Consider the following 25,332-nt stretch of genomic DNA (forward strand, 5'->3'; position numbering starts at 1 on the left):
ACGAAACTCAGCTGGCTCATTTCTCCATTCTTGGCGTCATGTGCGACGAACACAGTGAGGAGTGGGTAAAAGTTTCGTCAACCTTTTCAAAGGTTGCAGGGGTTTGGGGGCGGCGCCCCCAAGGTCTTAGGCGTTGGCGCGCTCTCCCTGGCCGTAGTAGGCGTTTTTGCCGTGTTTACGCAGATAATGCTTATCCAGCAGTTCCTGCTGCATAGGCGGCAGGGCGGGGTCCATCATCAGGTTATGCCACGCCATAAAGGCCAGCTCCTCCAGCACAACGGCGTTGTGCACCGCGTTTTTGGCGTCCGTGCCCCAGGCGAAGGGCCCGTGGCTGCACACCAGCGCCGCCGGGACGGCCCCCGGGTCCTTCCCCCGGAAGGCCTCCACGATCACCCGGCCGGTCTCCAGCTCGTATTCCCCGGCGATCTCCTCCGGGGTCAGCTTCCGCGTGCAGGGGATCTCCCCGTAAAAATAGTCCCCATGGGTGGTGCCCAGGGCCGGAATCCCCCGCCCCGCCTGACTGAACACCGTGGCCCAGCGGCTGTGGGTGTGCACCACGCCCCCGATGCCCGGAAAATTCCGGTATAGCTCGCAGTGGGTGGCCGTGTCCGAGGAGGGGTTCCACCTGCCCTCCGCCTTCTCCCCCGTGGCCACGTCCACCAGCACCATGTCATCCGGGCCCAGGGCGTCATACTCCACCCCGCTGGGCTTGATGGCCATCAGCCCGCTCTCCCGGTCGATCCCGCTCACATTGCCCCAGGTGAAGGTCACCAGCCCGTGCCTGGGCAGAAGCATGTTCGCCTCATATACCTGTTCCTTCAACGCTTCCAGCATAGTCTCCCTCCTGATTCTCACTGTGCCGCCTGGGCCAGGACCTCCTTGAGATCCTCCCGGATCACCAAGTCCGCCCGGCTGTCGTAGGGGGTGGGGTCCCGGTTCAGAATCACCAGCCGCGCCCCCGGGCTCAGATAGTTCACCAGCCCGGCCACCGGGTACACCACCAGGGACGTGCCCCCCACCAGCATCAGCTCCGCCTCGCAGGCATACTCCACCGCCCGCTGCAGGTCCCGCTGGTTCAGCTGCTCCCCATAGAGGACCACGTCGGGCTTCAGCTGCCCGCCGCAGGCGCACAGGGGAACGCCCTGGCAGTCCGCCACATACCGCATATTGTATTGCTTCCCGCAGCTCTGGCAGAAATACCGGTCCTCGTTGCCGTGGAGCTCGATGACGTTTCTGCTGCCCGCCGCCTGATGAAGCCCGTCGATGTTCTGAGTGATCACCACCTGGAGAAGGCCCTCCCGCTCCAGCTTCGCCAGGGCGTAGTGGGCGGGGTTTGGCTTGGCGTCCGGGTAGAGCATCACGTTCCGGAGAAAGTCGTAGAACTCCGCCGTGTGTCGCCGGTAATAGTCGATGGAAAGCATCTCCTCATAGGAGATCCCCTGCTTTTCCTGCATGTAGAGCCCGTGGGCGCTGCGGAAATCCGGGATCCCGCTGGCGGTGGACATCCCCGCCCCGCCCAGAAAGACGGTCTTTTTGCTCTCCCGGAGCCAATTTCTCAGTTGTTCTATGGAATTCATCCTCTGCCTCCTTATCGCAGGGTATCCCTCGGCTATTCCAGGATCAACCCCACCGGGCAGTGGTCACTGCCCGGATACTGGGAAAGGATCATGGCGTCCTTCAGCCGGGGGGCCAGCCGGGCGTCCGCCAGAAAGTAGTCGATCCGCCACCCGGTGTTGTTCTGCCGGGAATTGTGCATGTAGCTCCACCAGGAGTAGGCGTCGTCCCGGTCCGGGTAGAAGTACCGGAAGCTGTCCAGGAACCCGCTTGCCAGCAGCTCGCTGAACTTCCCCCGCTCCTCGTAGGTATATCCGGCGTTGCCGATATTGCTCTTGTCGTGCTTCAGGTCGATGGGCCGGTGGGCCACGTTCAGGTCGCCGCAGACCACCACGGGCTTTCTCTCCCGCAGCTTTGCCAGATAGTCCCGTAGCTCGTCCTCAAAGCGCATCCGGAAGCCCAGCCGCTCCAGGCCCCGCTGGGAGTTGGGGGTGTACACCGTCACCAGGATAAAGGACGGATACTCCGCCGCGATCACCCGGCCCTCCCGGTCGTACTCCGGGTCGCCCATGCCGTATTCTACACAGAGGGGCTCTGTTTTCGAGAACACCGCCGTGCCGGAATAGCCCTTTTTCTCCGCAGAGTTCCAGTATTCCCGGTAGCCAGGAAAGGCGAAGTCCCCCTGTTCCCGCTGCATTTTTGTCTCCTGCAGGCACAGGGCGTCGGGCTGCTCGGCCTCCAGCATGTCCAGAAATCCCTTGCCCATGCAGGCCCGCAGGCCGTTCACGTTCCAGGAGATCAGCTTCATTGCGTCCCTTCCTTTCCAGAGATTTGTAAATTTAATATGAATAAACCTTTAATTTCCAGGCAAAAGACTAGGTTTGCCGGGGGAAGTATGGTATACTTGCTCTTGAAAGTATATTTGAGAGTTGTGGTATGGAGGCCTTCCGCGCGCGATGGCGCGTCCAGATTCCAGCGGGCAAGGCGCTCTCTGGGCTGGTGCGCTCGTGCGCTCAGATGGCTGGTTCCGGGGCCCAGGGGGGCTTTTTATTCAGTTGCAAAAGAGTTTCATCTCGTTACACGAGATGAACTCTCCGCTCCCCTCTTGTAAGAGTTTTGCTTCGCAAAACTCGGATAGTTAATCGGGCAGAGCGAGATTAACTATTATTCACACCCGCAAAAATTGCGCTTCTGAGGAGTTTTAGGTCGTGAGGCTCTGCCTCACACTCCGCAACCTTTGAAAAGGTTGACGAAACTTTTACCCTGGTTAGCTAAGCGAAAAGCCGTAAAAATGTTCACGACGAGCAAAGCGAGGAGTGAGTAAAAGTTTGTGGGGTTTGGGGCAACGCCCCAAGGTCTCAAGGCCACACTTTCCGAACCAGAGAAAATGGAGGTTATCAACATGAAAAATCCCGTCGTTACCATAGAAACCAACCGGGGCGTGATCAAAGTGGAGCTCTACCCCGACGTGGCCCCCAACACCGTAAACAATTTTATCTCCCTTGCCAGCAAGGGGTTTTATAACGGCACCATCTTCCATCGGGTAATCCCCGGCTTCATGATCCAGGGCGGCGATCCGGAAGGTACTGGCATGGGCGGCCCCGGCTATGGCATCAAAGGGGAGTTCTCCTCCAACGGCTTTGAGAACAGCCTAAAGCATACCACCGGCGTAATCTCCATGGCCCGGTCCCAGCAGCCCAATAGCGCCGGCTCCCAGTTCTTCATCATGGTCAGCGATGCTCCATACCTGGACGGCCAATACGCCGCTTTCGGCAAGGTGCTGGAAGGTCAAGAGGTGGCCGAGACCATTGTGAACGCTCCCCGGGACCGGGACGACCGGCCCAACCAGGACCAGATTATGGAAAAGGTCACGGTGGAAACCTTTGGCGAGGAGTACCCCGAACCTGTCACCGGACCGGAGCATTAAGGAACCACTGATTCAATCGCGCCTAGCGGCTTTGCGCACAACTTGCTTGCATATTTTCCGCCATGGCACCTAGCTTTCGCTTGCCAATCACGAGATTGCCCGCGCTCAATCTGTGTACTCTGCCGAAAAATCTGACAGCGCAGTTTGTGCACCGGAATAAATCAGCGCTTCCTTAACCGTCAAATCCCAATCCGTTCTAAAATGAGGGGCTCCTTTTGGGGCCTCTCTTTTGTTATGCCCAGGCCACCCAGAAGCCGCTCCGCCCCCCGGCGGCAACGCTCCTCCGTCTCGCTGTAGAGCCGGGCGATGGGCTCGCCCTTTCCGGCGGAATCCCCCTTGCTTTTCAGGAGGATAATCCCCGCCCCATAGTCGATGCTGTCGTCCTTGGTCTCTCTGCCGGCCCCCAGCTCCATGGCGGCCAGGCCGCAGGCTTCAGCGTTCAGTCCCGCAATATACCCGCTCTCCGGCATGAAAACCTCCCGGCACACAGGAGCGACAGGCAGCTTTTCGGGCTCCTCCAGACAGGAGCTGTCGCCTCCCTGGGCCTCTACCATCCGGCACAAGGTCCGGAATGCTTCGCCGGACCCCAGGGCCCGGTCCACCTGTTCCAGGGCCTGGGCGTTGTCCTCTGCCAAACCGGCCAGAACCACCATTCCCGCCGCCAGCTGGCGGCAGAGCTCGGTCAGCCGTTCCTCTCCCCGGCCCCGGAGCACTTCCACCGCCTCGGCCACTTCCAGAGCGTTGCCGATGTTCCGGCCCAGAGGCATGTCCATATCCGTGATGAGCGCGGCGGTGCGCCGCCCTGCTCCGTTGCCGGTGTCCACCATCAGCCGGGCCAGCTCCCGGGCCTCGTCCAGGGTTTTCATAAAGGCTCCCGAACCCATCTTTACGTCCAACAGGATGGCGTCGGTCCCGGCGGCCAGTTTTTTGGACATGACGCTGGCCGCGATCAAGGGCAGGCTCTCCACCGTGGCAGTCACGTCCCGCAGGGCATAGAGCTTCTTGTCCGCCGGGCACAGGCTTCCCGACTGTCCCACAATGGCGATGCCTGTCTCCCTAACGATCTGGAAAAACCGCTCCCGGGGGATATCCATGGAGAGACCGGGGATGCTCTCCAGCTTGTCCACCGTGCCCCCGGTATGGCCCAGGCCCCGGCCGCTCATCTTGGCGATCCTCACCCCACATGCCGCGGCTATGGGGCCCACAATCAGAGAGGTCTTGTCCCCCACGCCGCCGGTGGAATGTTTGTCCACCTTCACCCCGGAGATGGGGCTCAGATCGGCCATGTCTCCTGAGCGGGCCATTTCCATAGTAAGGTTCACCGTCTCCTCCCGGGTCATGCCCCGGAAAAAAATCGCCATTAGCAGGGCGGAAAGCTGGTAATCCGGAATAGTCCCCGCTGTCACGCCGGAGATCAGCCACTGAATTTCCGCTTGAGAAAGCTCTCCGCCCTCCCGCTTCTTATGAATGATATCGTATATACGCATGGCGTTTACCCCTGTTTTAGATTATCCGGCCCGAAGGCCATGGGCAGCAGTTCCTCCAAGGTCATGACCTTCCGTTCCCTGCCGTCAGTCATGACGACCTGAAAGTCCGGGGCACAGAACTCTCGCATCACCTGGCGGCAAACCCCGCAGGGCGCGCAAAAAGAGTCCGGCTCCTGCCCCTTGGGCCCGCCCGCCACCGCAATAGCGGCAAACTGCCGTTGGCCATCGTTAACCGCCCGGAAGAAAGCGGTGCGCTCGGCACAGTTTCCTGGGGACAGAGAGGCGCATTCAATATTGCACCCGGCATAGACGGTTCCGTCCTCGCACAGCAGGGCCGCGCCCACAGCAAAATTGGAATAGGGGCAATAGGCGTTCTCCCGGGCCTCTATGGCCCGGTCTACCAGAGCTCGGGCCCATTCCTCGGTCAGTTTCATAGGGGGTCCTCCTTTTTTAGAAAAGTGATACGGCGCACTTGTCTTTCAGAAAGCATACTTTGTTTCTCTATTATAACACAGAAAATATTCCCAGTCAAAATTTTTATCCCCAGCCGCATGTTTCCTTCTTTGCCCAGCAAAATACCAAATGAAAGGGGCGTGTTTCCATGAAAAAGACCACAAAGATCCGTCTGCTCACCTTTTCTCTGGCGGCTGTCCTGCTGCTTTGGGGTGCATGGCAGGATTCCCGCTTGAGCCTTCAGGCCAACCAGACTCAGCTGGAATATGTATACCGCCGGGCCCTGGGGGACCTTACCGACTATGTATCCGGGATGGGCTCTACCCTGGAAAAGGCCCGCTATGCCGGCACGGCATCCATGCAGAGTGCGGTTTCCGCCCAGCTTTTGGAGCAGAGCGGCGGAGCCAAAGCCGCCATGGCCACCCTGCCCTTCTCCCAGGAAAAGACTGACCGGATTAGCCGTTTTCTCTCCCAGGTGGGGGACTACTCTCTGGCCCTGAGCCGCAAGGCCTTCTCCGGTTCTCCCCCGGACGAAAGGGACCTTCAGGGTCTGGACGCCTTAGAAGAATATGCGGGCAAACTAACCACCGCCCTGACGGACATCCAGTCCAGGCTGGCCGCAGAAAAGGCGGATATTGTTCAAACCGTCCATCTGCTGAATAATATTACGGAAATCGACCGTCTCGCCTCCCTGGACGATGATTTTGACGCCGTGGCGGAGGAATTCTCCCAGTTTCCAACCCTGCTTTATGACGGGCCTTTCTCCGACCACATTGACCGCCGGGACCCGATGTATCTAAAAAAACTGGAACCCATCAGTCAGGACCAAGCCGCGTCTATCGCTGCCGCTTTTCTGGACTGCCCGGAGGATTCTCTCCAATTTGCCGGAGAGGGGGGTGGCCGGCTGCCTGTCTATTCCTTCTCAACCGAGGATTCTATGGTAAACATCACAGCCCAGGGGGGCTTGCCCGCCTATTATAAAAAATCCGGCGCCGTTTCCCAGTCCAGGCTTACCAATGCCCAGGCACGCAACGCCGCCAAAGAATTCCTCTCTCAGCTGGGATTCTCCCAAATGGCTGAAAGCTATTTTATTAAGAACGACAATCTGTTTACCATCAATTTTCACAGCACCTGTCAGACCCGGGACAGCCAAGAGGTGTTCTGCTATCCAGACCTGGTAAAGCTCACCATTGAGTTGGACCAGGGAGGCATGGTGGAGATGGATGCTGCCGGATTTTTGATGAATGCCCACGCCCGCTCTCTGGATCCGCCCAAAATCAGCCAGGAAGAAGCCGGGGCGCGTCTGAGCCCCCTGCTCCGGGCGGAGAGCACCCGGCTGGCGGTGATCCCTACCCCAGGCCTGGAGGAAATTCTCTGCTGGGAGCTCTTCTGCACCGCCGCCGGCGGCACGGAGGTTTTAAGCTATATCAACGCCTACACCGGGATGGAGGAACAGCTCTACCTGCTCCAGAAGGACGAGCACGGCACTCTGGTGGTCTAGGTTCCCTCTGCGCGGGAGCTTTTGAGAAATGTTTTTTGAGTAGTATGTGTGGGCCTCCGGCGGCACAGAAGAGTTCGCAAGCAAACTCTTCGCCCCCTACGGCAAGGTCTTGGGGCGTTGCCCCAAACCCCACCAGGAGCCTAACGCTCCTGGACCGCGTAATATGTCTGGCTTTACCGCACATAACCAACCAGGGTAAAAGTTTTGTCCACTTTTTCAAAAGTGGTGGGGGTGGAGGGGGTGAGCGTCTGCCAGTGGCAGACACGCTGCGAACCGACCGAGCCGGTAGGCGAGACCCCAAAACATCGTCCAAAAACACATGCCGCCTTCTAGCCCATTTCCAGCTGTTCGCCGGCTTCCTTCCCGTCCGGGAGGGCGCCTAGGGCGGGCAGCTTCTTTCTGTACCGGTCCGGGTTGTTCAGCCGGCCCTCCCCATAGACCTCCGCGGCCATCACCCGCTGGCCCTTCTTCAGGTTCATGGCCTGCACGCCCTGGGTGTTCTTGGTGGCCTTGGAGGCGATGAGCCCGGTGTGGAACAGCAGCATCCGCCCGGAACTGGCCGTGAGCAGCACCTCGCAGTCCTCCCGCAGCTGCAGAACCGCCGCCAGGGGGGACTTGTCGCTGTAGGCACTCAGGAGCTTCTTCCGGTTGGTCTTGGTCTGGTAGGCGCTCATGTCCACCTTGGCCGCCTTGCCGTTCTCAAACACAAAGAGCATATACCCGGAAAAGTCCCGGGTCTCCGCCATGTAGACCGCCCGCTCCCCCTCGTCCATCTGGGCCTTGGCCGGGATGTAATCCCCCAACAGGCTGGTCTTACCGTCGTCGAAGTCCACCGCCCGCAGCTTATACACCTGGCATTTGTCTGAGAAGAACAGCAGCTCCGAGCTGTTCTGGGCCTCGCAGGCCTGGGCGATCTCGTCCCCGTCCTTCAGCTTGTGCTCCCCGCTCATGCGCAGGGACTGGGGCGTGATCTTCTTGAAGTACCCCTCCCTGGTGAAGAACAGGTGCACCGGGTAGTCCGGGGCCTCCTCCGCCTCCACGGCCTCCTCAATCTCGTCCGCATACAGGAGGATGGTCCGCCGGGGCCTGCCGTAGGCCTTGGCCACGGCCTCCAGCTCCTTGACGATGATGTTCCGGATCTTCGCCTTGGAGCCCAGCACCTCCTCCAGCCCGGCGATATCCTTTTCCAGCTGGCTGGTCTCCTCCGTGCGTTTGAGGATGTACTCCCGGTTCAGGTGGCGCAGGCGGATCTCCGCCACGTACTCCGCCTGGATCTGGTCGATGCCGAAGCCGATCATCAGATTTGGCACCACCTCGGCCTCCTCCTCGGTCTCCCGCACGATCTTCACGGCCTTGTCAATGTCCAGCAAAATGGCCCGCAGGCCCTGGAGCAGGTGGAGCTTCTCCCTCTTTTTGTTCAGGTCGAACCAGGTCCGCCGCCGGACGCACTCCATGCGGAAGGCCGTCCACTCCTCCAAAAGCTCCCGCACCCCCAGCACCCGGGGCACGCCCCCCACCAGCACATTGAAATTGCAGGCGAAGCTGTCCTCCAGGGTGGTGATCTTAAAGAGCTTGGCCATGAGCTTTTCCGGGTCCACGCCCCGCTTCAGGTCGATGGTGATCTTCAGGCCGTCCAGGTCCGTCTCGTCCCGCACGTCCGCCACTTCCCGGAGCTTGTTGGTCTTGGCCAGCTCGATGATCTTCTCCACGATCACCTCCACGGTGGTGGAGGGGGGGATCTGGGTCACGTCGATGCAGTTGGCAGACTTGTCGAAGCTCCATTTGCTCCGCACCCGGAAGCTCCCCCGGCCGGTCTCGTAGATCTTCTCCATCTGGGCACGGTCGAAGATCAGCTGCCCGCCGCCGGGGAAGTCTGGAGCCTGGAGAGTCTCGAACAGGTCCGCCTCGGGGTCCCGCATCAGGGCGATGGTGGTCCGGCAGAGCTCCGTCAGGTTGAAAGAGCAGATATTGCAGGCCATGCCCACCGCGATGCCCGTGCTGGGATTTGTGAGGATGGCCGGGAAGCTCACAGGCAGCAGCACCGGCTCCTTCATGGTGCTGTCGTAGTTGTCCACAAAGTCCACGGTGTCGCTGTCGATATCCCGGAACATCTCCCGACACACCCCGTCCAGCTTGGCCTCGGTATACCGGGGGGCGGCCCACTGCATGTCCCGGGAGTAGGCCTTGCCGAAGTTGCCCTTACTGTCCACATAGGGATGCAGAAGGGCTTCATAGCCCCGAGAGAGGCGCACCATGGTGTCGTAGATGGCGGCGTCCCCGTGGGGGTTCAGCTTCATCACCTCGCCCACGATGGTGGCGGACTTCTTCCGCCCCTCCCCCAGGAGCCCCATCTTGTACATGGTATAGAGGAGCTTTCTCTGGGAGGGCTTGAGGCCGTCGATCTCCGGCAGGGCCCGGCTCAAAATCACGCTCATGGCGTAGGGCATGTAGTTTTTCCGCAGGGTATCCCCCACGTCCTGCTCCACAATCTCCCCCGCCCCGACGATGTAGCCGTGGACCTTGCCGGTGGATTTGGGAGCCCGCTTCTCTTTTCTTGGCATATTCCTCACCTACTCAACTGGTTTCCGATCAAGCCTGTTTCTCTTTCTCCGCCTGATCCGGCTGCTGGCCGTCGTGGGCGTTCCACCGGCACTCCGTCAGCTCCATATGGCGGAATACCGCCCGGAACGAGGAGTCCTCCGGCGAACAGGCATAAATCCCGAAGCGGATCTTTCCCCCGCCCTTCTGCATATGGCAGATCCTCATCTGCTGGAAGTTCTCACCGTCCTGGGAGCACTCCACCCGGTAGTCGTCCTCCCGGCGGCTCAGGCGGTACCACATCTCCTTGACCCCGGCGTCGATCACCGTGGTGGCCCAGTCCGACCAGCCGCCGTTGGTCACCACGCTGCCCAGATGCTGGTATTCCTCGTTCTCATACTCCACCGATGCTTTCAGCCAGTTTTCGCTGTCCAGATACATGACGATGCCGCACTGGTCAAACCGGTGATGGCTTTCGGCGAACTCCGTCTTGACCACAAAGCTGAAATATTTCTCGCCTGTCTCCATCTGGAACACCGGCGCGTTGTCGTTCTGGAAGTGGTAGTAGGTCCTCTGCCACAGGTCCGTATGGGGCCTTGTGACCACCTCAATCCGGTCCTCCCCTATAGCATAGCTCTCCGGCTCTCTTGTCCACTGAAAGCTCCTCATATCCATAACCGCGCTCCTTTCTTTCACTTACGACTTCGGTTCCAAAGCATTTGAACCCGGATTCTTCCAGCTGCCCGCCTCCTCAGCTCACGTCCAGCTCCTCTGTGGTATACTCCGCCCCGTGCTCCGCGATGTACTCCTTGCGGCCCTCCAGGTCGTTGCCCTGCATGATCTCGAACATCCGGGCCGCGTCCTCCCCGTCTCCTGGGTTGATCTTGATCAGCCGGCGGGTCTTGGGGTTCATGGTGGTCAGGCTCATCATGTCCGCGTCGTTCTCGCCCAGGCCCTTGGAGCGCTGGATGGTATATTTCTTCCCCTCCAGCTTTTTCAGAAACTCCGCCTTCTCCTTCTCGTTGTAGGCAAAATAGGTCTCGTCCTTGGTGTTGATCTCATAGAGGGGGCTCTCGGCGATGTACACCTTGCCCGCCTCGATCAGCGCCGGGGCCAGCCGGTAGACCATGGTGAGCAGCAGCACCCGGATCTGGAAGCCGTCCACGTCCGCGTCCGTGCAGAAGATCACCTTGCTCCACCGCAGGTTGTTGATGTCAAACACGCCCAGGTTCTTGTTGGCCTTGGTCTTGACCTGCACCCCGCAGCCCAGCACCCGGATCAGGTCCGTGATGATCTCGCTTTTGAAGATCCGATCGTAGTCCACCTTCAGGCAGTTGAGGATCTTGCCCCGGATGGGCATCACCGCCTGGAAGCTGGCGTCCCGGGCCTGCTTCACCGAGCCCAGGGCGGACTTGCCCTCCACGATGAAGAGCTCCCGCTCCTCCACGTTCTTGGAGCGGCAGTCCACGAAATTCTCCACCCGGTTTGCCATGTCCATCTTGCCGGTGAGCTTGGTTTTCAGGTTCAACCGGGTCTTTTCCGCGTCCTCTCGGCTGCGCTTGTTCACCAGCACCTGCCCCGCGATCTTGTCCGCGTCCATGGGGTTCTCGATGAAGTAGACCTCCAGGCTGTGGCGGAGCATCTCCGTCATGGCCTCCTGGATGCCCTTGTTGGTGATGGCCTTCTTGGTCTGGTTCTCGTAGGAGGTCTGGGTGGAAAAGGATGAGATGACGATCACCAAACAGTCCTCCACGTCCTGGTAGGTGATCTTGCTCTCGCCCTTGGTGTAGCGGTTATTCTGCTTGAGCCAGGCGTCGATCTGGCCCACAAAAGCGCTGCGCACCGCCTTGTCCGGGGCGCCGCCGTGCTCCAGCCAGCTGGAGTTGTGGTAGTATTCCGCCACATGCACCCGGTTGGAGAAGGCCGCCGCCACGTTGATCTTCACATTGTATTCCGCCATGTCCGCCCGATCTTTCACCCGCTTCTCGCTCTGCCAGAGCTGCACCGTGGTGAGGGAGTCCTCCCCGCAGAGCTCCCTGGCGTGGTCCAGGATACCGTTTTCGTAGCAGAAATCCGTTTGCTCAAACTGGCCGGGGGCGGTCTCGTTGAGGAAATGGAAGGTCACCCCGGCATTGACCACCGCCTGGCGCTTGAGCACGTCCAGATAGTATTCGGCGTCGATGGCGATGTCCGTGAACACCTGGAGGTCCGGCTTCCACTTGATGATGGACCCGGTATCCTTTTTCTTGTAGGGCTCCTTCGAGAGGCCGCCCACGTTCTCCCCGTGCTCAAAATGGAGGGTATAGCGGAAGCCGTCCCGGCGCACATCCACGTCCATATACTCCGAGGCGTACTGGGTGGAGCACAGGCCCAGGCCGTTGAGGCCCAGGGAGTACTCGTAGTTCTCCCCGGAATCGTTGTCGTATTTGCCCCCGGCGTAGAGCTCGCAGAACACCAGCTCCCAGTTATAGCGCTGCTCGTTCTGGTTGAAGTCCACCGGCACGCCCCGGCCGTGGTCCTCCACCTGGACCGAGTGGTCCAGAAAGCGGGTGACGGTGATCTCGTCGCCGCAGCCTTGGCGGGCCTCGTCGATGGAGTTGGACAGAATCTCGAACACCGAGTGCTGGCAGCCGTCGATGCCGTCCGATCCGAAGATGACCCCCGGGCGCAGGCGCACCCGGTCGGCGCCCTTCAGGCTTTTGATGCTCTCGTTGTCGTAAACGGGCTTTTTGGGCATAATTTCCTCTCCTTTTGGGCTGATCCTTGTTCTCTCCCTGTCACAAAGATGAGCATTTCACAAGGCGTGAAATGCTCATGGAAGGCGGATTCGCGCTTTCGCGTGATAGCCTGTCTTTAAGACCTTGGGGTTTCACCCCAAACCCCACAAACTTTTACCCTGCTTCCTCACTTCGTTCGTCGCAGACAATTTACGTTTTTTGTCGAGCTAACCGAACAACCGTAAAAGTTTTGCTCGAGCTTTTTCAAAAGCTCGCAGGGGTTTGGGGACAGCGTCCCCAAGGTCTTGACCTTAACACCTGAGAAGCGCAATTTTTGCGGGGTGAATTGGCGGACGAAGTCCGCCAAGAGGGGTGTTTTTTGCAAGAATAAAAAGCACCCCTGGAAACCGGAGTAAACCGGCGCTATTCCTCCGGCTCACGCTCCTTGGGGGGGTGGCCCTCCGGCGAGTCTGAGCCGCCCGCTGGGCCGTCCTCCAGTGCCGGAACTTCTCCCGGACCGGGCAGCATGGTCCCCGCCATGGCCTTCTGGAACTCCTCCTGATCCAGCTTTTCCTTCTCGAAAAGCACCCCGGCCAGCCGGTGGAGCTCCTCCATATGCTCCCGAAGGATCTCCTCCGTGTGCTGGTAGGCTGTGGACATGATATCCTGAATCTCCTCATCGATTTCAGAGGCTGTCTGCTCCGAATAGTTGCTGATATGCCCCATCTCCTTGCCCAGGAAGGGGTTGGAGCCATCGGAGCCATAGGTGATGGGCCCCAGCTTCTCGCTCATGCCGTACTTGGTCACCATGGCGCGGGCGATCTTCGTGGCCCGCTCAATGTCGTTGCTGGCGCCGGTGGAGATGTCGTCCAGCACCAGAGCCTCGGCCACCCGGCCGCCCAGCAGCACCACCAGCTCCTCCCGCATCTCGTTGCGGCTCTTGTAGGACCGGTCCTCTGTGGGCAGGTGCATGGTGTAGCCCCCCGCCATGCCCCTGGGGATGATGGAGATCTGGTGCACCGGGTCCTGGGTCTTGCAGTAGAAGCTGGCGATGGCGTGGCCCGCCTCGTGGTAGGCCGTGAGCTTCTTCTCCTTCTCGCTCATCACCCGGCTCTTCTTCTCTGTGCCCACCACCACCTTGATGGTGGCCTCCTCGATCTCCACCATGGTGATGGCCCGCAGGCCCTTGCGGGCGGCCAGCAGCGCCGCCTCGTTCAGAAGATTCTCCAGGTCCGCGCCGGTAAAGCCCGCCGTGGTCTTGGCAATGGTGCTGAGCACCACGTCCGGGGCCAGGGGCTTGCCCTTGGCGTGCACCCGCAGGATCTCCTCCCGGCCCTTGATGTCCGGGTAGCCCACGGTTACCTGCCGGTCAAACCGGCCGGGACGCATCAGCGCCGGGTCCAGGATGTCCGGGCGGTTGGTGGCCGCGATCATAATGACGCCCTCGTTGGCGCCAAAGCCGTCCATCTCCACCAGCAGCTGGTTCAGGGTCTGCTCCCTCTCGTCGTGTCCGCCGCCCAGGCCCGCGCCTCTCTGCCGGCCCACCGCGTCGATCTCGTCAATAAAGATAATGCAGGGGTGGTTCTTCTTGGCCTTGTCGAACAGGTCCCGCACCCGGGACGCGCCCACACCCACGAACATCTCCACAAAGTCCGAGCCGGAGATGGAGAAAAAGGGCACCCCGGCCTCTCCGGCCACGGCCCGGGCCAGCAAGGTTTTGCCCGTGCCGGGAGGGCCCACCAGCAACACGCCCTTGGGAATCCGCGCCCCCAGGGAATTGAACTTGCCGGGGCTCTTCAGGAACTCCACGATCTCCCGGAGCTCCTCCTTTTCCTCGTCGGCGCCGGCCACATCGGCGAAGGTGGTCTTGCGCTTCTCGTCGCTCATCTGCTTGATCTTCGCCTTACCGAAATTCATCTGCTTGTCGCCGCCCCCGGCTCCCCCCAGGTGGCGCATCATGAAGATCCAGAAGAACACCAGGCCGCCGAAGAGAATCAGCGTGGGCAGCAGGCTGATCAGCCAGCTGGTTTCCGCCGGGCGGCTGATGTCCTGAACCATTTTCTTATCCGGATGGGCCTCGTTGTAGGCCGCGATGTCGTCCCCTGCGTCCCGGTAAAAGAGGTCCACACTGGGCATGACAAAGCCGATGGTGGTTCCGCCGGCGTCGTCCAGCTTCAGCACCATCTCGCCGGTGCCCAGGTTCAGGGAATACTCCGTCACCCGGCCCGTCTCAAAGAAGTTTAGGATATCCGAATACTTGTAGGTCGCCCCCTGGGGAGCTCTGTTGCTGAAAATGAAGATGATGATGAACAGAACCACCACCGGAATCCCAATGTACAGCAGCAGATTTCGCAGCTTTTTTCCATTGTTCCCGTCCAAATGCTTTGCCCTCCTGATTATCTATAACTTATCCCGTGCTCCGCCGTTTATACCGCCCTTCTGGCAGGGAGTTGAAAGTAGTGCTCGCTTCGCTGCGCAGGCCTCCGGCGGTTTAGGGGCTCTGCCCCTAAAAACCCCGCAACCTTTGAAAAGGTTGACGAAACTTTTACCCTGGCTGGCTGGGGGCGCTTCGTACCCAGCTTGGCAGAGTTTTCGCCGCACTTTTGCGTAGCAAAAGACAGCCGTCTCACGGCTGGGGCGGAAACTCATGACACACCGCGAAACCTAGCCTGCTCATTTTGCCTTGCTTGGTGCGGTGTGCCCATATACCTCGGGCTTTAAGACGCCCACAAACGGCAGATTGCGGTATTTTCCCGCGTAATCCAGCCCGTAGCCCACGATGAAAGCGTCTGGAATCCTGGCCCCCACATAGTCGGGGGTCACCTCCGCCTCCCGGCGCTCGGGCTTGTCGAACAACGTACAGATCTTGATGCTCTTGGGATTTCTCGCCCCCAGCACTTCCATCAAATAGTGAAGGGTCTTGCCGCTGTCCAGAATGTCCTCCACAATCAGCAGATCGTAATCATCCAGGGGGATATTCAAGTCCAGTACGATCTTCACCACCCCGCTGGTCTTAGCTCCCTTGCCGTAGCTGGACACCACCATAAAGTCGATACCCAGGGGCAGGGTGATAGCCCGCATCAGATCGGCCATAAACACCACCGAACCCTTCAAAACGCTGACCAGCAGCAGGTTCTTTCCCTTGTAGTCCCAGCTGATCTCCCGGCCCATCCGGGAGACGATGGCCGCCAGCTCCTCCTTTGTGAACAGTTCCCGCTCAATGTCCTCCATCATGCTCCGATCCTCCGGCATGTCGACCCCTCCTCAAAAATCTCCCATTTCCTCTTTGACTTCCACGCTCCACGCGGCCTTCTGGCCCTCTTCCGGCTGAAATCCTTCGCCGGCTCCAGCCCCTGAAATCCAGGCGATCCGCTCCCCGCACACCAGCAAGGGGATTGTCCCCCGCAGGGGCCCGGGAACGCCCAGCTCCTGGAAAATCTGCTTCAGAGGCTTGGTCAGCCCCCGTCCCGCCGGGGCGAACCGGTCTCCCGGGCGGCGGCCGCGCACCACTAAAGTTCCTGTCATTATAGCATAGTCCAGCGGATTTTTGAATAACAAATTTTGAATTTTTTCCGGATTTTCTGTTTTGCCCAGGATTTTTTCCCGCAAAACCAGAATTTTTCCTCCCGGCAGAGGGGTTTCCCCTGGTTTCGCCAGGATTTCCCAGTTTTCGTTTTCTATGGGGGCCCGCTGCCCCGCCCAGAAAATTCCCTGGCCGCAGGTCATGGACACCCCTCCGGGCAGGTCCCCTCCGCCGCCTCCGGCCAGAAGTGTCAAAGCCCGGTCCAGGTGCTTCTTTTCCAGCCTGCCGCACCCCACCTCCTCCAGATACCGCTTCAACGCCCGGCCGCGCAGGCTCTCGTGGGCGCTGAGCAGGGGGGCGCGCTTCAGCCCCCAGGGGGTCCGGGCCCCCTCCAGCAGCTCCGCCGCCTGGACCCGAAGATAGTCCCGGTCCGCGGCCAGCAGCTCCGCCGCCTGCCCCGCTGCCTGGACGAACCGGGGGTTCAGCGCCTCCAGCGCCGGGACTACCTGATGGCGCACCCGGTTCCGGGCGTACACGTCCCGAAGATTGGTGCTGTCCGTCACATAGGAGAGGCCGTTTTCCTGGCAGTAGGCCTCGATGTCCCGCCGGTCCACCCCCAGCAGGGGCCGCAGGATCTTCCCCCGGGCCCTTGGAATCCCGGAGAGGCCGTCCGGCCCGGCCCCCCGGCACAGGTTCAGAAGGAGGGTTTCCGCGTTGTCCTGGGCGTTGTGGGCGGTGAGGACCCGGTCGCTCTCCCCAGGCGCAAGGCGGGCGAAAAAGCCGTACCGGGCCTCCCGGCCGCACTCCTCCAGGCCCTGGCCCCGCTCCTTTGCCAGGGAGGCCACATCCACACGAAGCACCTGGATGGCAAGCCCCCACCTAGCCGCGAATTCCTGGGCAGAGCGCTGGTCCCGCTCCGCCTCCTCCCCCCGGAGCAGGTGGTTCACGTGGGCCAGGAGGATCCGCTCCCTTTCCACCCGGTCCAGAAGCCAGTGGGCCAGGGCGGTGGAGTCCGCTCCGCCGGAAAAGCCCACCACCAGCCGGCCCGCCGCCGGGATCCCCTCCAGGGAGGCCCCCCGCAGCTCCTCACTGCTCATGGCGGATCATCTCCCGGGAGGTGAAGCGCATGTATTCCGGCTGCCAGTGGACGGGGATGTCGATGGTGGCTCCGTGGCGGTTCTTGGCCACGATGATCTCCGCCGCGCTGGTGTCCATGTCCTCGGTGACCTCTCCCCCCTCGCTGGCGGCGTTATAGGCCTCCCGGTGGAGGAAGATCACGATATCCGCGTCCTGCTCGATGGAGCCGGAGTCCCGCAGCTCGGAGAGGCCAGGGCGGTGGTCCTTGGTGCGGTCCGTGGGCCTGCGCAGCTGGGACATGGCGATTACCGGCACGTCCAGCTCCTTGGCCATGATCTTCAGATTCCGGGTGATATCGCTGATCTCATTGACCCGGTTGTCGGTCCTCTTGGTGCCGGACATGAGCTGCAGGTAGTCCACAATCACCAGATCCACGTTTTTCAGCCGCCGGACCTTGGCCTTCATCTGGGGCACGGTGATCCCCGGCGCGTCGTCGAAATAGAGCTCCGCCTTGCTGAGGATGTCCCCCGCCTCGATGAGCCGGGACCACTCCACCTCGGTCAGGTCCCCGCTGCGCAGCTTGGTGCCCTCCACAGAGGCCTCGGTGGAGAGCATCCGGGAGGAGAGCTGCTCCTTGGCCATCTCCAGGGAGAAAAAGGCCACCCGCCGCTTGTTGGCAATGGAGGCGTGCCGGGCGATGTTCAGCCCGAAGCTGGTCTTACCCACGCCGGGCCGGGCCGCCAGCACGATCAGGTCCGAGCGGTTCAGGCCGGTGATGGTGCTGTCCAGCATCCGGATGCCCGTGGGGATCCCCCGGTACTTGTCCTGGTCCGGAGAGTTCAGCCGGTCTAGACGGTCGAAGGTCTCCAGCAGGATCTCCCGGATGGGCTGCAGGCCCTGGACGGCCTTGCCTTGACGGATCTCATAGATCCGCTGCTCGGCGGAATCCAGTAGAAGGGAGGACTCCTCCGTTCCGGCACTGGCGTCATCCAAAATGCCTTTGGCCGCCTGAATCAAGGTGCGCACGTCATACCGATCCCGGACGATCCGGGCGTAGGCCTCCACATTGCTGAGAGAGGGCACCAGCTGGGCCAGCTGGGTCAGATAGACCCGGCCGGTCTCCCGGTCGAACTCCGGAACTTCCCGGAGCTTTTCCAGCACGGTGACAAAGTCCACCGGCTGGCCCAGGGTGTACATCTCCAGCATGGCCCCGTAGATCAGCTGATTATTCACCGCGTAGAAGTACTCCGCCCGGGGCAGAATCTCCGCGATGACGGAGAGGCACTGGGCGTCCAGCAGCACGGCCCCCAGCACAGACTGTTCTGCCTCCAGGCTGAAGGGCACCTGCACCCCCGGCTGGGCCTGGGTGTTCAGATAGCTTTCCCTGCTGTCGTAGTCCATCTTCCGGCTCCTTTCCCTTCTGGGGGCGGTTGTAGGCCTCCTGAAACCTTCAAAAACTTTCCTTTGCAACATTTCGCAGTCAAGGGGTGGAAAACTTGGCTTTGCCAAGTTTCGGCCCCATTGCGGGAGTTTGAGGGGTGAGCGTTCTGCCGGATACTTGGCAAAGCCAAGTATTGCAGACCATGCTGCGAACCAACCGAAGCGGCAGCTGAGACTCAACACCCTCAAGATCTTTTCACGTGAGCAAAACGCAGGAAGATAGGGAAACAGTCCGATGGACTGTTTCCCGTAAGAAACCCTCGTAGGGGGTTCTTGTTTGGCTTTGCATATGCAAAGCCAAACATATCCTACTCCTGACAGACCACCACGCTCATGGTGGCGGAGATGCCGTTGTAGAACTTCACCTCAAAGCTGAAGGTGCCGTAGGACTTGATATCGTTATCCAGCACCACCTTACGCTTGTCCACCTCCACGCCGTACTGCTTCCCGATCTCCTCGGCGATCTCCTTGGCGGTCACAGAGCCGAAGAGCTTGCCCCCCTGGCCCGCCTTGGCGTAGATCTTCACCGCCCGGCCGGTGAGGGCCTCGGCATTCTTTCTGGCCTGGTCCGTCTCGGTCTTGATCTTATACTCCTTGGCGGCCTCGGCGTTTTTCAGCTCGTTCATGGCCTGGGCGTTGGCCTCCTTGGCCAGCTTCCGGGGCAGGAGGAAGTTCCGGCCGTAGCCGTCGGAGACCTCCTTCAGCTCCCCCTTCTTCCCGATGGACTTCACGTCCTGTAAAAGAATCACTTTCATGTCTGCTCATCCTTTCTGAGATGTATCGATTTTTAATAGATTTTTTATATGGGGGCCTCTGGGGCCCAATGGCGCGTCCAGATTCCAGCACACCGCGCCTAGTATGTGCGAGGTGGGAACTGGATTTCGCGGTGTGTCATGAGTTTTGCTATGCAAAACTCTGTCAAGTCTGGTGCGCCCGTGCGCTCAGATAGCGGATTCCGGTTTCCAGGGAACTTTTTTCTCTTGCAAAAAGTTCCCTCTTGCCGCTACGCGGCAATTCACCCTCAAAAAATGCGCTTCTCAGGTGTTTAAGGTCAAGGGCAAGGTCGTGAGGCTCTGCCTCACACTCCGCGAGCTTTTGAAGAAAGCTAAGACTTCGCAGAGCGAAGTCTGCAAAACTTTTACTCTGGTTAGCTTATCGAAACAATTAAAACGTTCACGACGAACGAAATGAGGAGTGGGTAAAAGTTTCGTCAACCTTTTCAAAGGTTGCGGAGGTTTGGAGGGCGATAATCGCCAGTGGCGATTTGCCGTCGCCGACCGAGCCGGCAGGCGAAACCCAGAGCCTCCAAGGTCTTAAAGGCCGTCCCGCCCAGCCAGCCCGGCCATGCGCTTGCCGGTCTCCACCGCAGCCCGGAAGCAGACCTCCTCCAGGCCCCGGCCCTTCTCGTGGAGGATACCGCTGTCCCAGCCGTCCCCATCCAGGGTGTCGGTGGCGTAGAAAAACTGGGCGAAGCGCACGCCCCGGAACCGGGCCACGGCCGCAAGGCTGGCGCACTCCATCTCCACTGAGATGCAACCCTGCTCCCGGCGGCGCTCCGTTTTGTCCCGGGTCTCCCGGAAAAAGGCATCGGTGGTCCAGGTCTTGCCTTCCGCGAAGGGATAGCCCAGGGCGGTCAAGGCCTCCCGGCAGGCGGCGACGCTCTCCAGGTCCAGCTCCACCTCGTTCGCCGGGGGGAGGTAGTGGTAGGAGAAGCCCTCGTCCCGGATGGCGGCGGTGGGCAGCAGCAGCTTCCCGTGGGTGACCTCCCGGTTCAGCACCCCGGCCGCGCCGAAGTACACAAAATATTTCCCTCCCTGGGGGATGCTCTCCTCCAGGGTGCCTCCGGCTCCCGGCCCGCCGATCAGGGGCAGGAACACTGCCGCGCTGGCCCCGAAGGCCTCCACCCGGTAGATGGGGATGGGCCCCAGGCAGCAGCCAAAATGGCTGATCTCCTCCCCGCCGTAGGCGCTGAGCACCCATTCCAGGATATGCCGGGAGAAGATGCCGACGCAGATCTCCGGGAAGCCCTCCACCGGCCGGTAGCAGTCCTCGGGGTTGATGATAGCCCGGGGATTTGGGTCGAACTCGTTGTGGAGCATGGGGATTCCTCCTTTGTCTGGGGCTGGGATTTCCAGCACATTTTTTATATACGGGGGCCTTTTGGGCGCGGCGGCGCGTTCTCGGCTGGTACATTGGCCGGTCCGGAGACTTGGCAAGGCCAAGTCTTAGCCTTGCGCTGGTCGTCGTGTGGGGGTGAGCGTTCTGCCGGATACTTGGCAAAGCCAAGTATTGCAGACAACGCTGCGACCTGACCGAACCAGCAGGTGAGACCAGGCGAGACCCCCTGCTTCGCTTTGCAAAACTCGGATAGTTAACCGAGCGAAGCGAGCATTAACTATTATTCACCACTTCAAAAAATGCGCTTCTCAGGTGTTAAGGTCAAGGGCAAAACCTTGGGGACGCCGTCCCCAAACCCCTGCAACCTTTGAAAAGGGCGCTGGTCTCCGGTGGAGACCGTCAAACGCCGACCGAACCGACAGGTGAGACGACGAAACTTTTACCCTGGTCAGCTGAGTGCGTTACACTCCGCTTGATTCCATCTCCATTCCTAGCGTCAAGTGCTAGGAAGTGATCGTCGTCTCCTCCAGCTTCTGGTCCAGGGCGCGGATCAGAATCCGGCGGGCCTCGCCCATGGTGGTGTTCTTTAGCTGGGCCCCCGCCATGGTGAAGTGCCCCCCACCGCCGAATTCCTCCAGAATCAGCTGCACGTTCACGTCCCCCAGGCTTCTGGCGGACATGCTCACGTCGCTGCCCACCTTGTAGAGCACAAAGGAGGCCATCACCCCCTGGATGGAGAGCAGCTCATCCGCTGCCTGGGCTGCCGCAATCCGGAGATCATCAAACTCCCAGCTGGAGGTGGCAATGGCGCAACCCTTGTAGATCTCCGCCTCGGAAACCAACTGGGCCTTACGCTTGTAACCGTCCAGGGTGTTGGAGAAGAGCTTTTTCACCGTCACCGTGTCCGCTCCCCGCCGGCGCAGATAGGCTGACGCCTCGAAAGTGCGCACGCCGGTTTTCAGCACAAAATTCTTGGTATCCAGCATGATTCCGGCCAGCAAGGCTTGGGCGTCCGCCCGGTCAATGGCCGAAGAGCGGATATACTGTACCAGCTCCGTCACCATCTCGGAGGCCGAGCTGGCATAGGGCTCGTGGTAGAAAATCAGGGCATTTTTGATGTGGGTCACCATCATCCGGTGGTGGTCGATGACAACCACTCGGGAAATCCGGTTCAGCAGCTCCCGGCTTTCCACATAGTTTATGGAATGAGTGTCCACCACAATCAGCAAAGAGCGCTCCGTAGCTGTCTGCAACGCTTCTAAAGGACCAATGAACACGTTTTCCTCCGGGTAGCTCTCCTCCACCATATCAACCAACACGCCAGCCAGAGTGGACCCCCGGTTGATCACAACGTTGGCATGCTTCTCCAGGCCCTTGGCTATTGCGGCCCACATGCCCACCGCCGCACCCACGCTGTCCAGGTCCGAATTGGCGTGGCCCATGATAAACACACGGTCACTGGCCTTCACATGATCTGCCAGGGTGGCGGCAATCACACGGGTGCGTACCTTATCCCGCTTTTCCACGCCCTTGGAAAGGCCGCCGAAAAACTCGTATGTATCGCCCCCCTGCATCACTGCCACCTGATCTCCGCCCCGGCCCAGGGCCATATCCAAAGCCTGCCGGGCCCAGCGCTCGCTTTCCGCCACCGTAGCCGCTCCCCGGCCCACACCAATGGATACTGTGGCGCTCATATGGTTGCGGCTGTTCTTTACCTCCCGCACGCTATCCAGAATTCGGAATCGGGTCTGTTTGGCCTCCTCGATATGGGCATCGTCTGTGAGAAACAGGTAGCGGCCGCTGGAGAGTCTGCGGATAAAGCCGTCCAGCCCATCCAGCACCCAGCTCCGCAGAACAGCCTCCACCTCCGCCGTTACCCGGGACTCTTCTCCGCCCGCGCCGTCCCGGGCCATCTCCTCCCGGTTATCAAACACCGCCAGACAGACCACCGGCTTTTTCTCTCGGTACTCCTTGTTCACGGCTTTCAGGTCCGTATCATCTACAAAGTACAGCACATAGCCCTGCCGGGCCTTGGCCCCGTACACCGTATATTCCCGGCCCTTGTAGGCCACTGATGTCCCCCTCTCCTCCATAACCTGGCGGAAAGTTTTGGGATAGACGAATTTCAGCACATTCTCCCCCAGCACAGGCTCCCTCCTGCCCAGGGAATCCTCGAAAGCCCGGTTGACCCACACCAGATCCCCTGCGGGGGCCACTACCGCCACCGGCAGGGCAAACGCCTCTAGGGCCTCCCGCTCCTCCCCGTCCAGCACCTTCTCCGCCGCCCGCAGCGTAGTAACCGCGTTCTGCCTGTACAGGATTCCCGAAACCGTTACCGCCAGGGCGCAAAGGCCCGCTGCCGTCGTCTCCACGATAAAGACAATCCTGCTGAAGGGATAGCTGGCTACAGCCATCACCAGCATTGCCGCCGCCATGATGTACATCAGGGGCGAGGTTACCCAGACCCTCTTTCTCCGCACCTTTTTCAGCTCCTTTTCCCGGTCAGTACACGGTCAGAACCTTTTTCTTAGCGCCGTCTCACGGCCCGCTTGATATTACCTCCACGCCCAACAGTTAGGAAAAATACGCGGTCCAGGGGCGGGGAAAATCGCCAGTGGCGAAGAGTTCATGCCTGCATGAACTCTCGTTCTGACCCGACCGAACCGGCAGGTGAGACAGGCCCCTGGTAGGGTGTGGGGGTGAGTGTCTGCCAGTGGCAGACATGCTGCGAACCGACCGAAGCGGCAGCTGAGACTCAAAGCCCCACGGCCTTGCCGTAGGCGGCGATCTGTGCCGCCGTAGGCCAGAAAACACTTCAAAAATTTCCTATAATTTATTGCAGAAGTAATAATAACATATCAATCTCTTGCGAAAATAATTTTTTTAGTAATATGGGGCCTCCGGGCGCAAAAGACTTGGCAAAGCCAAGTCTCCCGCGCCCTGCGGCAAGACCTTGGAGACTCCGTCTCCAAACCTCTGCGAGCTTTTGAAAAAGCTCGACCAAAACTTTTCCCTTCGTGCCGCCGGCCCGCTGCGCTTCCGGCAGCGTTCCCCATGTCCCGCGTAAGGGTTCAAACTTCCATGATAATGGGCAAAATCATGGGGTTGCGCTGGGTTTTCCGGTAGAGGAAGCGGGAGAGCTCGTCTTTCACGCTCTGTTTCATACCGCTCCAGTCCCGCACCCGCCTGTCCGCGCAGTCCTCCAAGGTTCGGTACACCAGCTTCCGAGCCTCCTCCATCAGCGCCTCGGACTCCTTCACATACACAAAGCCCCGGGACACAATGTCCGGCCCGGCAGCCACCCGGCCCGTGGCTCCATCGATGGAGCACACCGCTACAATCAAACCGTCCTCCGCCAGATGCTTGCGGTCCCGCAGCACAATGCTGCCCACATCGCCCACGCCCAAGCCGTCCACCATCACGCAGCCCGCAGGCACGTCGCCCAGGCGTTTCAGGTGATCCTCATGAATTTCGATCACATTGCCAATGTCCCCAATAAAAATATTCTCCCGGGGCATCCCCATGGCCATGGAAAGCCCCGCGTGCTTTTGCAGGTGCTTCTGTTCCCCATGGACTGGGATAAAGTACTTAGGCTTTACCAGGCTCTGGATCAGCTTGAGCTCCTCCTGACAGGCGTGGCCGGACACATGCACCTCGTACATGGACTCATAGATCACCGTACACCCCTGCTTCAAAAGCTCGTCTACCACCGCGCCCACGGTTTTCTCGTTGCCCGGGATGGGCCGGGCAGAGATAATAATGAAGTCATTGGGCCCAATAGCCACCTGACGGTGGTCGGAAAAGGCCATGCGGGTCAGGGCGGACATGGGCTCCCCCTGGCTCCCCGTGGTAATCAGCACCAACTGGCCAGGCTCATAGCGGTTGATCAAGTTCAGGTCCACCAGCACGCCGTCGGGCACGTTCAGGTAGCCCAGCTCGCTGGCAATACCCATCACGTTTACCATGCTCCGGCCGGAGAGGGCCACCTTGCGCCCATATTTCACCGCGCAGTTGATAATCATCTGCACCCGGCTGATACTAGAGGCAAAGGTCGCCACAATGATCCGCTTCCCCTCCGCCCGCATAAAGAGGGAGTCCAGAGAGTCGTTCACCCGCTGCTCTGTCTGGGTGTAGCCCTGGCGCTCCGCGTTGGTGGAATCCGCCAGCAGGGCCAGCACGCCTTCCTTGCCCAGCTCCGCGAATCGGGCCAGATCGATCATCTGCCCCTCGGCGGGGGTAAAATCGATTTTGAAGTCCCCGGTGTGCACCAGTACCCCGGCGGGACTGTGGATGGCCAGAGACACGGAATCGGCGATGGAGTGGTTCACATGGATCAGTTCCACCTCCATACAGCCCAGCCGGATACGGCTGCCGGGGGGCGTCACCATCAACCGGGCCGACCCGGTGAGGTTATGCTCCTTGAGCTTGCTTTCAATCAGCCCCATGGTCAGGGCCGTGCCGTAGACCGGCACATTGAGCTTTTTCAGCAGGTAAGGCACCGCGCCGATGTGGTCCTCATGGCCATGGGTGATCACCACGCCCCGAATTTTGCTCCGATTCTTCTCCACAAAGGTGAAATCCGGGATCACCAGGTCCACTCCGGGCATTTCATCGTCAGGAAAGGCCAATCCGCAGTCTACGATAATCATGTCATCCTGGCATTCGTAGAGAGTAAAATTTTTTCCGATCTCATTGAGCCCCCCTAAAAAATACGCCTTGATCCCCGGCTTATGGGAGGACTTTCTGGTTCTGCCCCGGCCTCTCTTGGAAGATGAAGCCGCGCCTGCACTTCCAAGGGTTCCCGAAACCGCAGCGGTAGCCTGTACCGCTTTTTGAGCTGCAGCCGTCATAGGCGCCGTGCCCAGAGTCTGGCGTTTGCCTCCGGCCGGCCGGCCCTGCCGCTTCTTTTCCGGAACGGGCTGCTTTTTGCCCTCCTGCTGAGCGGATTTCTGGGCGGGTTTTCTCTGCCTGCGGGAAACCTCTTGCTTGCCGCCCGG

At 60.3% G+C, this 25,332-nt stretch carries 18 protein-coding genes; 2 read left to right on the forward strand and 16 right to left on the reverse strand.

Annotation, left to right across the window (positions count from 1 at the left end; all coding sequences use genetic code 11):
- Positions 1-126: 126 nt before the first annotated feature.
- The 3 genes from D7X94_RS04390 to D7X94_RS04400 are packed head-to-tail and all read right to left on the reverse strand — an operon-like array spanning position 127 to position 2,362.
- Positions 127-834 carry an L-ribulose-5-phosphate 4-epimerase gene (locus D7X94_RS04390; protein ID WP_120426503.1) on the reverse strand — a complete coding sequence of 236 codons (708 nt, stop codon included), beginning with the start codon at positions 832-834 and terminating at the stop codon, positions 127-129.
- Between the two features lie 17 nt (positions 835-851).
- Positions 852-1,577 carry an NAD-dependent protein deacylase gene (locus tag D7X94_RS04395; RefSeq protein WP_120426504.1) on the reverse strand — a complete coding sequence of 242 codons (726 nt, stop codon included), beginning with the start codon at positions 1,575-1,577 and terminating at the stop codon, positions 852-854.
- A 32-nt stretch (positions 1,578-1,609) separates the two neighbouring features.
- Positions 1,610-2,362 carry an exodeoxyribonuclease III gene (locus tag D7X94_RS04400; RefSeq protein WP_120426505.1) on the reverse strand — a complete coding sequence of 251 codons (753 nt, stop codon included), beginning with the start codon at positions 2,360-2,362 and terminating at the stop codon, positions 1,610-1,612.
- Between the two features lie 594 nt (positions 2,363-2,956).
- On the opposite strand from D7X94_RS04400, the gene D7X94_RS04405 reads away from it, so the two are divergent.
- On the forward strand, positions 2,957-3,481 hold the full coding sequence (locus tag D7X94_RS04405) for a peptidylprolyl isomerase (RefSeq protein WP_120426507.1): 525 nt from the start codon (positions 2,957-2,959) through the stop codon (positions 3,479-3,481).
- A 179-nt stretch (positions 3,482-3,660) separates the two neighbouring features.
- On the opposite strand, the gene D7X94_RS04410 is transcribed toward D7X94_RS04405, so the two are convergent.
- Entirely contained in the window at positions 3,661-4,968 is a 1,308-nt protein-coding gene (locus D7X94_RS04410; RefSeq protein ID WP_120426509.1) for a pyrimidine-nucleoside phosphorylase, read from the reverse strand.
- 5 nt (positions 4,969-4,973) lie between these two features.
- A complete protein-coding gene (locus D7X94_RS04415) occupies positions 4,974-5,402 on the reverse strand; it encodes a cytidine deaminase (RefSeq protein WP_120426510.1) in 429 nt (142 codons plus the stop codon).
- Positions 5,403-5,569: 167 nt separating this feature from the next.
- On the opposite strand from D7X94_RS04415, the gene D7X94_RS04420 reads away from it, so the two are divergent.
- Positions 5,570-6,922 (forward strand): PepSY1/2 domain-containing protein, encoded by a 1,353-nt coding sequence (locus D7X94_RS04420; protein ID WP_120426512.1) that lies wholly within the window; start codon positions 5,570-5,572, stop codon positions 6,920-6,922.
- A 329-nt stretch (positions 6,923-7,251) separates the two neighbouring features.
- Here the strand turns inward: D7X94_RS04420 and D7X94_RS04425 are convergent, their stop codons facing one another.
- The 11 genes from D7X94_RS04425 to D7X94_RS04475 form a co-directional block, all read right to left on the reverse strand.
- Positions 7,252-9,483 (reverse strand): DNA gyrase subunit A, encoded by a 2,232-nt coding sequence (locus D7X94_RS04425; protein WP_120426513.1) that lies wholly within the window; start codon positions 9,481-9,483, stop codon positions 7,252-7,254.
- Positions 9,484-9,511: 28 nt separating this feature from the next.
- Positions 9,512-10,135: a DUF1349 domain-containing protein gene (locus D7X94_RS04430; protein ID WP_120426514.1), complete on the reverse strand. Its 624-nt coding sequence runs from the start codon at positions 10,133-10,135 to the stop codon at positions 9,512-9,514.
- Positions 10,136-10,211: 76 nt separating this feature from the next.
- Positions 10,212-12,197 (reverse strand): toprim domain-containing protein, encoded by a 1,986-nt coding sequence (locus D7X94_RS04435; RefSeq protein ID WP_120426515.1) that lies wholly within the window; start codon positions 12,195-12,197, stop codon positions 10,212-10,214.
- A 403-nt stretch (positions 12,198-12,600) separates the two neighbouring features.
- Positions 12,601-14,556, reverse strand: a complete 1,956-nt coding sequence (gene ftsH, locus D7X94_RS04440) for an ATP-dependent zinc metalloprotease FtsH (RefSeq protein WP_120426517.1) — start codon at positions 14,554-14,556, stop codon at positions 12,601-12,603.
- A 294-nt stretch (positions 14,557-14,850) separates the two neighbouring features.
- Complete coding sequence (gene hpt, locus D7X94_RS04445) at positions 14,851-15,429, reverse strand: hypoxanthine phosphoribosyltransferase (RefSeq protein WP_243111167.1); 579 nt, start codon at positions 15,427-15,429, stop codon at positions 14,851-14,853.
- A gap of 12 nt (positions 15,430-15,441) precedes the next feature.
- On the reverse strand, positions 15,442-16,797 hold the full coding sequence (gene tilS, locus D7X94_RS04450) for a tRNA lysidine(34) synthetase TilS (RefSeq protein ID WP_120426519.1): 1,356 nt from the start codon (positions 16,795-16,797) through the stop codon (positions 15,442-15,444).
- Positions 16,787-18,178, reverse strand: coding sequence for a replicative DNA helicase (dnaB, locus tag D7X94_RS04455; protein ID WP_120426520.1), 1,392 nt, complete (start codon positions 18,176-18,178; stop codon positions 16,787-16,789). The genes tilS and dnaB overlap by 11 nt, the downstream gene beginning before the upstream one ends.
- A 347-nt stretch (positions 18,179-18,525) precedes the next feature.
- Complete coding sequence (gene rplI / locus D7X94_RS04460; RefSeq protein WP_120426521.1) at positions 18,526-18,972, reverse strand: 50S ribosomal protein L9; 447 nt, start codon at positions 18,970-18,972, stop codon at positions 18,526-18,528.
- A gap of 558 nt (positions 18,973-19,530) precedes the next feature.
- Positions 19,531-20,316: a nucleoside phosphorylase gene (locus D7X94_RS04465; RefSeq protein ID WP_120426523.1), complete on the reverse strand. Its 786-nt coding sequence runs from the start codon at positions 20,314-20,316 to the stop codon at positions 19,531-19,533.
- Between the two features lie 522 nt (positions 20,317-20,838).
- Positions 20,839-22,815, reverse strand: coding sequence for a DHH family phosphoesterase (locus D7X94_RS19455; protein WP_279221753.1), 1,977 nt, complete (start codon positions 22,813-22,815; stop codon positions 20,839-20,841).
- A gap of 591 nt (positions 22,816-23,406) precedes the next feature.
- A complete protein-coding gene (locus D7X94_RS04475; protein WP_120426723.1) occupies positions 23,407-25,185 on the reverse strand; it encodes a ribonuclease J in 1,779 nt (592 codons plus the stop codon).
- Positions 25,186-25,332: the final 147 nt, after the last annotated feature.

This window comes from Acutalibacter sp. 1XD8-33 (assembly GCF_003612555.1).
In the GTDB taxonomy this organism is placed as follows: Bacteria; Bacillota; Clostridia; order Oscillospirales; family Acutalibacteraceae; genus Acutalibacter.

Bases quoted from the DNA above. Each gene is read 5' to 3' on its own strand.
- D7X94_RS04430 (WP_120426514.1), bottom strand. From the start codon at position 10,135: ATGGATATGAGGAGCTTTCAGTGGACAAGAGAGCCGGAGAGCTATGCT.
- D7X94_RS04425 (WP_120426513.1), bottom strand. From the start codon at position 9,483: ATGCCAAGAAAAGAGAAGCGGGCTCCCAAATCCACCGGCAAGGTCCAC.
- D7X94_RS04415 (WP_120426510.1), bottom strand. From the start codon at position 5,402: ATGAAACTGACCGAGGAATGGGCCCGAGCTCTGGTAGACCGGGCCATA.
- D7X94_RS04435 (WP_120426515.1), bottom strand. From the start codon at position 12,197: ATGCCCAAAAAGCCCGTTTACGACAACGAGAGCATCAAAAGCCTGAAG.
- hpt (WP_243111167.1), bottom strand. From the start codon at position 15,429: ATGCCGGAGGATCGGAGCATGATGGAGGACATTGAGCGGGAACTGTTC.
- rplI (WP_120426521.1), bottom strand. From the start codon at position 18,972: ATGAAAGTGATTCTTTTACAGGACGTGAAGTCCATCGGGAAGAAGGGG.
- D7X94_RS04420 (WP_120426512.1), top strand. From the start codon at position 5,570: ATGAAAAAGACCACAAAGATCCGTCTGCTCACCTTTTCTCTGGCGGCT.
- D7X94_RS04410 (WP_120426509.1), bottom strand. From the start codon at position 4,968: ATGCGTATATACGATATCATTCATAAGAAGCGGGAGGGCGGAGAGCTT.
- D7X94_RS04475 (WP_120426723.1), bottom strand. From the start codon at position 25,185: ATGACGGCTGCAGCTCAAAAAGCGGTACAGGCTACCGCTGCGGTTTCG.
- D7X94_RS04405 (WP_120426507.1), top strand. From the start codon at position 2,957: ATGAAAAATCCCGTCGTTACCATAGAAACCAACCGGGGCGTGATCAAA.
- D7X94_RS04465 (WP_120426523.1), bottom strand. From the start codon at position 20,316: ATGCTCCACAACGAGTTCGACCCAAATCCCCGGGCTATCATCAACCCC.
- D7X94_RS04395 (WP_120426504.1), bottom strand. From the start codon at position 1,577: ATGAATTCCATAGAACAACTGAGAAATTGGCTCCGGGAGAGCAAAAAG.
- D7X94_RS04400 (WP_120426505.1), bottom strand. From the start codon at position 2,362: ATGAAGCTGATCTCCTGGAACGTGAACGGCCTGCGGGCCTGCATGGGC.
- dnaB (WP_120426520.1), bottom strand. From the start codon at position 18,178: ATGGACTACGACAGCAGGGAAAGCTATCTGAACACCCAGGCCCAGCCG.
- tilS (WP_120426519.1), bottom strand. From the start codon at position 16,797: ATGAGCAGTGAGGAGCTGCGGGGGGCCTCCCTGGAGGGGATCCCGGCG.
- D7X94_RS04390 (WP_120426503.1), bottom strand. From the start codon at position 834: ATGCTGGAAGCGTTGAAGGAACAGGTATATGAGGCGAACATGCTTCTG.